Genomic DNA, 12272 nt, shown 5'->3' with positions numbered 1-12272 from the left:
ATGTTACGTGATTACGAGATTGTAAGAAATGATAAATTACTAGCTACATTGAAACTGCTCATTAGCGCCATTGCATTGTATATCATTATGCATACGGTACCAAGTTTTGTAGAATTATTAGAGGATCAAAGACCAAGCTATACAGAGGATTTATTAGTAAGGGTGATTGCGAATAGCAACACAGTGAAAGATCAAGAAGTGAAACAACAGGTGGCACACGATGTCAATCAATTAATGAAACAGTCAACAGTAGCCACATTAGAGAAAAATGAGCTCATTCAGCACATTCAATTGCATGTGGAAAAGAATTATGCACATTTAGACATTCAAATGAAGCATGGGGATAACTTAATTCCCCCAAAGCGAATGATGCAAACATTTTATCCACAACATGCCAAAGATTCATTGGTCATTATTATTGGCAGTGGTCGTGGTGAAAATTGGTTTTGTTCAGCGTTCCCAAACGTTTGTGAGGATGAGGAACAACCGGAAAAAGAAAAAGTTAGATTTAAATTGATTGAGTGGCTTAAGAAAAAAATGGCGTAAAGTTATGCACATTTTCAGAAAACTTATACACATTCTTTTAGAAGTTATTAACAATTTGTGGATTATTTGAACAATTACTTGTAGGTAAAGAGGTAAAAAATGAAAACAGATAGACTGATTGTGGATAATAATGTGAATAGCGAAAAAATATATGCACAAGCTGTGGACGTTTTAAATGCTAGTCAAGTTGTTGCATTTCCAACGGAGACGGTCTACGGTTTAGGTGCAGTCGCAACAGATGAAGTGGCTGTGAAGCGCATTTTTGAAGCGAAAGGCCGCCCATCTGATAACCCGTTAATTGTACATATTGGGACAACTGAGGAAGTGACAGCGTATATTGAAGACATTCCGCTTGTGGCAAAGCAATGTATGGAGGCGTTTTGGCCAGGCCCACTAACGATTGTCATGAAAGCAAAGCCAGGTATACTCGCGCCAAGTGTCACAGCAGGGTTATCAACAGTTGGCTTACGTATGCCAGCACACCCTGTCGCGTTAGCGTTATTACGCCTGTTAAAAAAACCGCTCGCTGCGCCGAGTGCTAATCGAAGTGGAAAGCCGAGTCCAACAAAGGCTGAACATGTAGCGGAAGATTTAAACGGCATTATTCCTTGTATCGTAGATGGAGGAGTAACGGGGATCGGGATTGAATCAACGGTGCTTGATGTCACACTAGATCCACCTGTGATTTTACGTCCAGGTGGTGTGACAAAGGATATGCTAGAAGCAGTCATTGGGCCTGTTCTAGAGCCAACCTATGTAGAGCAAAAACAAGAATCAACACCAAAAGCTCCTGGTATGAAATATACACATTATGCACCAGAAGCCCCTGTGTATTTAATAGAAGAAACAGCGGATATAGCAACAGCTGTGGCTACGTTACAACAGCAAGGTCATCAAGTAGCATTGTTAGCACCGACAACATATGCACATATAGCAGCGGATTATTTTTTCACATTTGGTGATGAACATAACCAGCAACAAATGGGCGCAAATCTTTACGATGTCCTTCGACGCTGCGACAAAACAGATGCAACGATTATTTTAGCAACTGCTACGTCAAAAACAGGTGTGGGTTCGGCCATTATGAACCGCCTAGAAAAAGCAGCTGGTGATAAATGGTATAAAAAGCAAGACTAAACTTCACATACTTATGTGGAGTTTTTTATTTATAGCGCAAATTCTTATCTTTTAATGCCTTTTTATCTAGTGTTATATTATAATTAAGTAATTATATGGAATATAAATCACTATATATATTACTAGTAAATAACCAAAATTATCTTCATATTCTACATAATTTACCTCTTCAAGTGTTGAATTTTATTGAATGTTATTTTCAACCTCATATGAGACAATTCACCTATTATGTTACATTTTTAATAGTTCATTACTTTCCTTCTATACTTAAATTTGATATGCTAATGATGAAATACAATCAATTTTTATATATTTACTGGTAATGAGCAAAAGTGCATCCTAAAAATATCGATAGGATAATTAAACTAAAGTGGTATCGTAGCCTTCGCGCTTTGCCACAGCCTACACAGGAGCTAAAACAGGCGTGGCCTGTTTGGATCTCCTGTTACGGCTCCTATGGCTATGGCGCGCTACGGCAAATAAAGTGAATACTTCTCGATATTCTAGAAAAAGCATTTATCTTTTCTATAGGGAATTATTATCTTTCTATTTGTAAGTATAATCGCCTAGTCTCTACTAGAATCAATAAGGATATTTTATTAATTTTTAGAACCTATTTTTTATTGAACACTAGTTGCTTGTAGCGGAGCCACGAGAGTGTAGCTGACGGCATGCGCCTTTCGCTACAGAGCAAAGCTTCCTACGGGAAAAGCGAGACAATCAAGACCCCGCAGGAGCGAAGGATGAGCGACGAGGAGGCTTGATCTCGCCCGTGGAAAGCGAGTGCCGCAGCGGAAAGCAACGGTTACTCAAATGGTAATATATTTATGTAAATACTCATTATGAGTATTTACTATAGTTATAAAACAACTAAGACAATGGAGAGAGTGTGACATGAATATTTACTTTGTATGTACTGGCAACACTTGCAGAAGTCCGATGGCAGAGGCGATTTTAAAAAGTAGAAATTTACCGAATGTTAGTGTGAAATCTGCGGGCATTTATGCTTTAGAAGGTGGGGAAATGTCAGAAAATGCAAGAGAAGTTCTGATACAAGCAAATATTCCACATCAACATGTCTCAAAACAAGTAAATGAACGAGATGTCCAATGGGCCAACTTAATTTTAACGATGACAAGCGCCCATAAAGATATGATTTTACGTACATTTGAAGAAGCAAAAGGAAAGACCTATACATTAAAAGAATATGTAACCCCATACAGTAGTCAAGATGTATTAGATCCATTTGGTGGGGATTTAACTACATATAAACAAACATATCAAGAGTTGCAACGTTTAATTGAGCAATTTGAAGCTCAGTATAAGGAGGGATAAAGGTTTATGAAATCCGAAAGGAAAATATTCAATTTGCGTACGAAGCTAATACTATTTGTGGGGATATTAGCGTTAATTACGTATTCAGTGAGTTTCATATTTATTGAGTTTATCCAACCTCTGTTTTTTCCATCAGTAAACCGTAAACTATTTGAAATCATTACGTATATTTTAGGGATTGCATGGTCCTGTATTTTAGCGGCTGTGTTCAGTATCGTTCTTGTGAAACCTTTGCAACAACTAGAGCAGACGGCTACGCGTGTGGCAGAGGGGAAAATTGGACAAGATGTCAAGATGCCTAATACAAATGATGAAATTCGTTCGGTTGCTGAGGCATTTCAACGAATGTTAATCAATTTACGTGGTATGGTTGACGGCATTGAGCAAAATTTCCAAACGACGAACGATACAATTCAACAATTATCCAAGCAAACGGTCGTAGCACGCAACGAAGCGTCGAATATTGCTACGACAGTGGGACAAATTTCACGTGGAGCAGATGCATCTGCCAATGCCGTACAAGATACAGTAGAGGCAATTGAAGATGTCCGGATGTTAGCGAGTGAAGTGAATAGTGTTGCTGTCAATTCAGCAACAAAATCACAGGTTATTATTGATAACTTATCACACACGACGACTGCCATTCAAAGTTTAGTAGAGAGTATTCAGCATATCGCTATGGGAAATGAACAGGCCCTTCAAAGTATTCATGAATTAGAAAACAACGCACAACAAGTTGAACGGATTATTGGTCTTGTTGGTGATATAGCAGCACAAACGAATTTGCTCGCTTTAAATGCATCGATTGAAGCAGCGCGTGCAGGAGAACACGGGAAAGGGTTCGCTGTAGTAGCAGAGGAAGTGCGAAAATTAGCTGATGAAAGTGCCAATGCAGTCAAAGGGATTACGGACTTAATCAAAACGATTCAACAGAATGTCGATACTGTCGTAAATCAAATGAATGAACAAGTTGCGTATGCAGTAACGGAGTCGGCGCGCGTGTCAGAAACAACGACTGCGGTCGGGGAGATGTCAGCGAATGTCCATGAAATGGCGGAGGCGGTCATTACGATTTCTAAGCTTGTTGAAAAACAAATGCATAATATTGAAACAACCGCACAACAGTCACATGAAGTAGCGGCCATTGCAGAGCAAACATCGGCCAGCACACAAGAAGTCAGCTCGGCGACAGAGGAGCAGGCGTATTCCATTGAACAAATCGAAAAACTATCGCAAAACCTCCAACAGCAGTCAGATGAGTTGCATAAAGTCATTTTACAATTTGATCGAACAAAATAAGAGAAACGAGCTTTTTAATAATCTATAAGAGGTTAGGTTATTAGGAAACTCGTTTTTTTAGTTTTCTTTTAGTTTTCCGAATTTAGGCGAATGTTATCTTTCGAATCTAGCGAAAAATAGGTATAAAAATGAACGATTTTCGCTTTGTAAGCGAAAACATTCGTATTTCACCTAAAAACATTCATTTGTTTATCGTAAAATACGTGTCATAATGCGGTCAGAAATGGTACACTGTACATGAATATATTTGAAAAGAGGGAATCTTAGTGAAAATCGCAATTTCTTCGGATCATGGCGGCAATAATTTACGCAAAGAAATTATGGCGCTATTAGATGAGCTGAATATTAGCTATGAAGATTTCGGTCCACAAACAAACGATTCTGTAGACTACCCAGATTACGCAAGACCAGTAGCAGAAGGTGTTGCAGCTGGAAAGTTTGACCGCGGCATTTTAATTTGCGGTACAGGGATTGGGATATCGATTGCAGCAAATAAATTTAAAGGTATTCGTTGTGCATTAGTGCATGATGTATTTTCAGCGAAGGCAACACGTTGCCACAATGACTCGAACGTATTGGCCATGGGGGAGCGCGTCATTGGCCCAGGTCTTGCACGTGAAATTGTTGCTACTTGGTTAAATACGGATTTCGAAGGCGGCAGACATACTCGCCGCATTGAAAAAATTGCTGAGTTAGAAGGGTAACAGGCTTATGACTTTACAGCATTTGAAGCAGGAAATCGCGCAATTGTTAAGTGAAGTAGAAGAGCAAGTCACTTTTCAACCGAAACAGCTATTCGTCATCGGTTGCTCTACCTCGGAAGTGATAGGAGAGAAGATCGGTACAGCGGGTGCAATAGAAGTTGCACAGTTGTTATATGACGAGCTTGAACGTTTTGCGAAAAAGCATGATCTGTACTTAGTTTTTCAAGGTTGTGAGCATATTAATCGAGCGCTTACGCTTGAGCGAGCGGCCGCAGAAAAATATCATTTAGAGCCTGTTGCAGTTGTTCCTGTCAGAACGGCAGGCGGTTCCATGTCTGCGTATGCTTATACGCAAATGAAGGATCCGGTCGTTGTTGAATATGTACATGCACATGCAGGCATCGATATCGGTCAAACATTAATCGGTATGCATTTAAAAGTAGTAGCTGTGCCAATTCGTACATCCGTGAAAACGATTGGACAAGCCATTGTCACAGCGGCGAAAACACGTCCGAAATTAATCGGTGGTGTACGCGCTCAATATGAGATGCACTAATGGCGGAAGCCAAGAACTTAAACTTTAGGGGGATTTTTATCATGGCATTTGAAAAATTAGCAGCACAAGATAAAGCAGTTTTAGACGGCATTTTAGCAGAGAAAAAGCGTCAAAATACAAACATCGAACTGATTGCTTCAGAAAACTTCGTATCAGAAGCGGTAATGGAAGCACAAGGTTCTTACTTAACAAACAAATATGCAGAAGGTTATCCAGGCAAACGCTACTATGGTGGCTGTGAGTTTGTGGACGTAGTAGAAGATATCGCACGTGACCGTGCAAAAGAATTATTTGGTGCAGCTTACGTAAACGTTCAACCACACTCAGGTGCACAAGCGAACATGGCTGTTTACCATACAATTTTACAACCGGGTGACACAGTACTTGGTATGAACCTTTCTCACGGTGGTCACTTAACACATGGTTCACCAGTAAACTTCTCGGGTATTCTTTATAACTTTGTAGAATACGGTGTATCAGAAGAAACGCAAACAATCGACTATAACGATGTGCGTGAAAAAGCATTAGCAGCTAAACCAAAGTTAATCGTGGCAGGCGCATCTGCTTATCCACGTGAAATCGACTTCGCGAAATTCCGTGAAATCGCAGACGAAGTAGGCGCGTACTTCATGGTAGATATGGCACACATCGCCGGTCTTGTCGCAGCAGGTGAACACCAATCCCCAATCCCATACGCTGACTTTGTTACAACGACTACACACAAAACATTACGTGGTCCACGTGGCGGTATGATTTTAACAAAAGATGAGAAATGGGAAAAAGAATTAAACAAATCTGTATTCCCAGGTATTCAAGGCGGTCCGTTAATGCACGTCATCGCTGCAAAAGCGGTTGCATTCGGTGAAGCATTACAACCGGAATTCAAAGAATATGCAAAACAAATTAAAGCAAACGCAAAAGCATTAGCAGCAAGCTTAATGGAAGAAGGCGTTGAAATCGTATCAGGTGGTACAGACAACCACTTATTACTGTTAAACGTGAAATCGCTAGGCTTAACTGGTAAAGTAGCGGAGCATTTATTAGATGAAGTAGCGATTACAACAAACAAAAACACGATTCCATATGATACAGAAAAACCATTCGTTACATCTGGTATCCGTGTTGGTACTGCAGCGGTCACTTCGCGTGGTTTCAAAGAAGAAGATGCAACAGAAGTTGGGAAAATTATTGCATCTGTTCTAAAAAATCCAGAAGATGAAGCAGTAAAAGCAGAAGCACGTCAACGTGTACAAGCGTTAACAGATAAATACCCATTATACGCATAAAATACTATCTTGAGATACTTTCCAACTAGTTGGAAAGTATCTTTTTTCAGTAATATGGAAATAATTTATTTGTTGATTTATGGCATTGAGTTGGGTAATAATGGACGAAAGATTATTTGTTGTTTAACATTCATTGAGAAAGGAGGAGAGGGAGATGCTAACTCAGTTTGTTGAGTATGAATCGAATATTCTCTTTCGCACATTAAGAGATTTAGGCGATAAGTCGAATCAACAGTATATTATTCTAAATAAAACATTTTCTGTTATTTATTGTAATGAGCTTTATACAAATTTAACAAACTACAACTTTGAAGATATAACGTATATACCTTTTCAACAACTTTTGCAGCATATAAAGTGTAATATACATATGGAAGAAGTGGAGCAACGTCTACTGAAAGGCAAGATGACGAAAGCACAAGTTATACATAATAGAAAAAATGGTGCTTCTTTTTATGCAGAATTAGCATGTATTCCACTTCAAAGCAAGGACAATGAAACGGAATTTGTACTTGTTTGTATTCAAGACATTACATATACACACCTATATGGCTTTGTAGATCGACTCGAAAAGGATATGTTTACAGCCATTCAACATGAAGTACCGTTTATCGAAAAGCTTCAACTTGTTTGTAACAGTATGGATTGTTTTTTTCATCCGTATAGCTTTACATCGATTATTTTAAAGCAGGATGGTGCACTTCACATGGTGCAGTCGAGTGCATTTTATCCAGAAAAGCCCGTGCATTATTTGCTGGAACAATGTGCAGAAATAGATTACTATACACAATTAATAGAACGTGAGCATATGACAATGGGCAATGACCTCAATCAAATGCCCATTCATCTATTACATAAACAGCTCGCACTCAAACATGAATTAACAAATTATGCATTTGTCCCGATTCGCCAGGCAGACGGAGAAGCGCTCGGTGTAATGACGATTTACTATAGTGAACAACAGGATGATACGAAAATATATAAACTATTTATTAAAAAAATTCTAAATTTAATTATCTTGGCCCATTCTTACGAGCAAAAACAGAAACAAATCTATCAGCTTGCTTATACGGATATGCGGACGGGCATGATGAATCGCCAGGGGTTTATTGAGCGCTTAACAGAACTGGATGTCGTAGATGGAGCTATTCAAATAATAGAACCGAGTGAATTTTCACGTATTGTGGAATTATACGGACGCGATGCAGGCGAAGAACTACTCAAACAGTTATACGAACGTATTTTACATAGAGATATGAAGAATCAAGCCTTAATCGGTCGTTTTTCTAGCGAATCGATTGTTTTATATATGGAACGAGAGATAATCGAAACGACCAAGGGGGATGCAGAAGATTTTTTAAACGGTTTAGTAGTACAGTCATTTGTCATTGATAGAAAAGAGTTTTATATTACATTAAAATGTGGTAGTGCCATACTTCAACATAAAAAAGCCGTACAAGATGCTGTTCGATACGCCGAAAATGCGCTATCGGAGGCAAAAGGAGTGTCTGGTACGTGTGTGAAGTTTTACTCACAAGAAAACGATGGACAATTAGAAAAAGAATTTATCGTTTTAAAGCATCTTATAGAGGCTTTAAAAAATAAAGAAATAACAGCCTATTTCCAGCCGAAAGTAGCGTTAGGGAAAGCGTATATTACAAGTATGGAAGCGCTTGCGCGTTGGATTTCACCGGTACTTGGATTTGTCTCACCTGCTGAGTTTATTCCGATTGCAGAACGTGCAGGGCTGATTCGTCAAATTGACTTGCAAATCATCGAACAAGTTCTTCAGTGGTTCCAGCAACGGCAATATGAGGGAAAGCGGATTGTGCCTGTAGCGATTAATATTTCGCCCGAGCATTTCTACCATCCCCACTTTGTAGAGGAACTGGAGCGGCTAATAAAAAAATATTATGCAGATCCAAACTATTTAATTATCGAGATTACAGAAAATTTAGGGCTTGTTGATGTGAAGCGCGCACAAAAAATCATTCGAGATTTATTTGTCCGTGGTTTAAAAACGAGTGTTGATGATTTTGGAATAGGCCACTCTTCGCTAAGCTATTTACAAAAGTTAATGTTTGCCGAATTAAAAATTGATCGGAGCTTTACATCACGCATCCATGAAGTAGGGACATTTGTCATTGTCCAATCAATTATTCAAATTGCGTATAATTTAGAAATCGATGTAGTAGCAGAAGGCATTGAAACGCAGGAGCAAGCAGATCTGTTATATCAGCTTGGCTGTAAAAGTGGACAAGGCTACTTATTCTATAAACCGATGTCCTTGGCAGAAATCGAAGAAAAGAATATATTATAGTGCTATAAGGGCACTCGAAAACTGTTGAAAGCACATATGTTATACTAAAATTTTTTCCGTAAGCATGTATACTAAACACTAAATGCATTTTGATGTTGAGCTAAAATAATCATATATTTCAAAAAACAAACTGTGATAACTCTCGATGTTACAGTTTGTTTTTTTATGCTATACTGATTCAGATAAACAACAGTTAGGAGAGATCCACCTTGAGTAAAGTATATGTTTTTGATCACCCACTAATCCAACATAAGTTAACTTATATTCGTGATAAAAACACAGGCACAAAAGAATTTCGTGAGCTTGTAGACGAAGTAGCAACATTAATGGCATTTGAAATTACACGTGATTTGCCATTGGAAGAAATCGAAATTGAAACGCCTGTCACAACGTCGAAAACGAAAGTATTATCGGGTAAAAAAATTGCAATTGTGCCAATTTTACGTGCAGGTATTGGGATGGTTGATGGTGTACTAAAACTGATTCCAGCTGCGAAAGTAGGGCATATCGGTTTATACCGCGATCCAGAAACATTAAAACCTGTGGAATATTATGCGAAGCTCCCAGCTGATGTAGAAGAGCGTGATTTCATTATTGTAGATCCAATGTTAGCAACAGGTGGTTCAGCTGTGGAAGCGATTAACTCTTTGAAAAAGCGCGGTGCAAAAAATATTAAGTTTATGTGCTTAATCGCAGCGCCAGAAGGTGTAAAAGCGATTCAAGATGAGCATGATGATGTAGATATTTATATTGCGGCATTAGATGAGAAGTTAAACGATCACGGCTACATCGTCCCAGGTCTTGGTGACGCTGGTGACCGCTTATTTGGTACAAAATAATATGAAACAAAAGGGATGTTGCGTATGTGACATCCCATTTTGTAATAAAGAGAGGGCAAGATTGAATCATGGCAAAATTTAAAGTGATGACGATTTTTGGGACGCGTCCTGAAGCAATTAAAATGGCACCGCTTGTACTGGAGTTGCAAAAGTATCCTGAAAAAATTGAATCGATTGTAACAGTAACGGCACAGCATCGCCAAATGCTCGATCAAGTACTGGAGACGTTTCATATTACACCGGATTACGATTTGAATATTATGAAAGATCGCCAAACATTAGTCGATGTAGCAACGAATGCATTGCAAGGGCTAGATCGTGTGATGAAAGAAGCACAACCAGACATCGTATTGGTGCATGGGGATACAGCAACGACGTTCATTGGGAGCTTGGCTGCATTTTACAATCAAATTGCGATTGGGCATGTAGAAGCAGGGCTTCGAACAGGCCAAAAATACTCCCCGTACCCTGAAGAAATGAATCGCCAGTTAACAGGAGTAATGGCTGATCTTCATTTTGCGCCAACAGAAGTGTCAAAGGAAAACTTACTAAAGGAAAATAAGCTAGCTGAAGCGATTTTCGTCACAGGGAATACGGCGATTGACGCCTTAAAAACGACGGTAAAAGAAGCGTATACACACCCTGTGCTAGAGAAAGTCGGTCAGGACCGTATGATTTTACTGACAGCACATCGCCGTGAAAACTTAGGTGACCCAATGCGCAATATGTTCCGTGCGATCAATCGTTTACTAGCAGAGCATGGAGATGTACAAGTGGTGTATCCTGTACATATGAATCCAGCTGTTCGTGAGGTAGCCAACGAAGTATTAGGGGATAATCCTCGTATTCACTTAATTGAACCACTTGAAGTATTTGATTTCCATAACTTTGCAGCGCGCTCCTATATGATTTTAACAGATTCAGGTGGTGTACAAGAGGAAGCCCCGTCTTTAGGGAAGCCTGTGTTGGTACTGCGCGATACAACAGAACGTCCAGAAGGGATTGCTGCGGGTACATTAAAGCTTGCAGGTACAGATGAACATACCATCTATACATTAGCGAAAGAATTGCTCGTAGACGAAGAGGCCTATGCGAAAATGGCTCAAGCTTCCAATCCTTATGGTGATGGATTTGCATCGAAACGAATTGTAGAAGCGCTTATTAAATTTTTAGATAGTGTGAAATAATAGAAAAAAAGTATATTGATGAAGGGGAATGTTGAGTTACGCTTTAACTCGAAACGGGCGATTTTTATCTCAATATGACCCTTTTTTTATGTATTTATTGCGCTATTGTAGCGAAAATGCACTTATTACTTTAGTAATAGATGCTTGTCGTAGAAATTGGAAAATTGCGAATACGCTAATTTCACAAAAAATAGAAGAAAACTGTCTTAAAGCAGCTAAAAACGACGATAATAAAAAATATTGTTGGCAAATGTGAATTTTCATACACAAATTTGTCAACAATTTGACAAGAAAGGTGAGAATGTGAAGTTTTTCACCTGAACCAATTGACATCAAATAACCCCTATTGTATGCTAACAAAGGGTAAGAATGATAAGGGTTTCTTGTAGTCAAAATGCGTTGAAACACTTGTTATATCAAGTTTCTACTAGACTGACAGTTGAAACCAAAATTGTCAATTTGCAACGTTTTTATGCATCTGGATCAGTGTCCATAAAAGTGGTTTAGCTTTCTAGTAAGTAGCATGACTTGTTGTTGAGGGAGCGGACATGCTCAAAATGCAACTATTATTTCTAGATGCAATACAGCTTGTAGTGCATCTATTTGCTACGATTTAGTTCACTTGATGGTCTAAAACGATTCTTTACTCGAAAAAAAAGATTCAGGAGATTAATTGCCAATGCTAGATTTGCATCATATTTTCGCTATGCAGAAAAAAGCGTTATTTTTTTTGCTTGCTCTCAGTGCTTTAGGCTGGGGATTTACTGCATATCAAACAGTATTCGCTGGAATAGCTCTCGGTGCATTCTTTGGCACGTATAACTTTTGGATTTTGCTTCGACGAATGGAAAAGTTTGACCGTTCCATAAGTGAAGGGACGAAAGCACCATCAATCGGTACGGCTTTGCGGTTCGGATCTGGTGTTGCGGCAGTCGCAATTGCAATTTCGTTGCCACAATATTTTCACTTAATTAGCACGGTTATAGGCTTAATGATTCCGTATGTATTGCTTGTGATTGAACGTGTTGTACATGCAATCAAAAACCAATAAAAAAGTGCATTG

The 12272-nt window shown here is 38.9% G+C and carries 11 protein-coding genes; all 11 read left to right on the top strand.

The window, feature by feature from the left end:
• The 11 genes from AC3II9_RS02450 (at position 1) to AC3II9_RS02400 (ending at position 12260) form a co-directional block, all read left to right on the top strand.
• Positions 1–546: a stage II sporulation protein R gene (locus AC3II9_RS02450; protein WP_489152887.1), complete on the top strand. Its 546-nt coding sequence runs from the start codon at positions 1–3 to the stop codon at positions 544–546.
• Between the two features lie 99 nt (positions 547–645).
• The gene (locus AC3II9_RS02445) at positions 646–1683 is read left to right on the top strand and encodes an L-threonylcarbamoyladenylate synthase (RefSeq protein ID WP_489152886.1); all 1038 of its coding nucleotides are present in this window, start codon (positions 646–648) and stop codon (positions 1681–1683) included.
• An 894-nt stretch (positions 1684–2577) separates the two neighbouring features.
• A complete protein-coding gene (locus AC3II9_RS02440) occupies positions 2578–3018 on the top strand; it encodes a low molecular weight protein arginine phosphatase (protein WP_489152885.1) in 441 nt (146 codons plus the stop codon).
• Between the two features lie 6 nt (positions 3019–3024).
• Positions 3025–4317: a methyl-accepting chemotaxis protein gene (locus AC3II9_RS02435; RefSeq protein ID WP_489152884.1), complete on the top strand. Its 1293-nt coding sequence runs from the start codon at positions 3025–3027 to the stop codon at positions 4315–4317.
• Between the two features lie 266 nt (positions 4318–4583).
• Positions 4584–5021, top strand: coding sequence for a ribose 5-phosphate isomerase B (gene rpiB, locus AC3II9_RS02430; protein ID WP_431029069.1), 438 nt, complete (start codon positions 4584–4586; stop codon positions 5019–5021).
• A 7-nt stretch (positions 5022–5028) separates the two neighbouring features.
• Positions 5029–5577, top strand: a complete 549-nt coding sequence (locus AC3II9_RS02425; protein WP_489152883.1) for a TIGR01440 family protein — start codon at positions 5029–5031, stop codon at positions 5575–5577.
• Positions 5578–5618: 41 nt separating this feature from the next.
• A complete protein-coding gene (gene glyA, locus AC3II9_RS02420) occupies positions 5619–6863 on the top strand; it encodes a serine hydroxymethyltransferase (RefSeq protein WP_489152882.1) in 1245 nt (414 codons plus the stop codon).
• A gap of 154 nt (positions 6864–7017) precedes the next feature.
• Positions 7018–9183, top strand: coding sequence for an EAL domain-containing protein (locus tag AC3II9_RS02415; protein ID WP_489152881.1), 2166 nt, complete (start codon positions 7018–7020; stop codon positions 9181–9183).
• 209 nt (positions 9184–9392) lie between these two features.
• Positions 9393–10022, top strand: a complete 630-nt coding sequence (gene upp / locus AC3II9_RS02410; protein WP_391367643.1) for a uracil phosphoribosyltransferase — start codon at positions 9393–9395, stop codon at positions 10020–10022.
• Between the two features lie 65 nt (positions 10023–10087).
• Positions 10088–11209 (top strand): non-hydrolyzing UDP-N-acetylglucosamine 2-epimerase, encoded by a 1122-nt coding sequence (gene wecB, locus AC3II9_RS02405; protein WP_489152982.1) that lies wholly within the window; start codon positions 10088–10090, stop codon positions 11207–11209.
• Between the two features lie 679 nt (positions 11210–11888).
• Positions 11889–12260 carry an ATP synthase subunit I gene (locus AC3II9_RS02400; protein ID WP_391367640.1) on the top strand — a complete coding sequence of 124 codons (372 nt, stop codon included), beginning with the start codon at positions 11889–11891 and terminating at the stop codon, positions 12258–12260.
• Positions 12261–12272 lie beyond the last annotated feature (12 nt).

Source organism: Lysinibacillus sp. RU7, from assembly GCF_057837305.1.
This window is presented reverse-complemented; position numbering and strand designations above follow the sequence as displayed.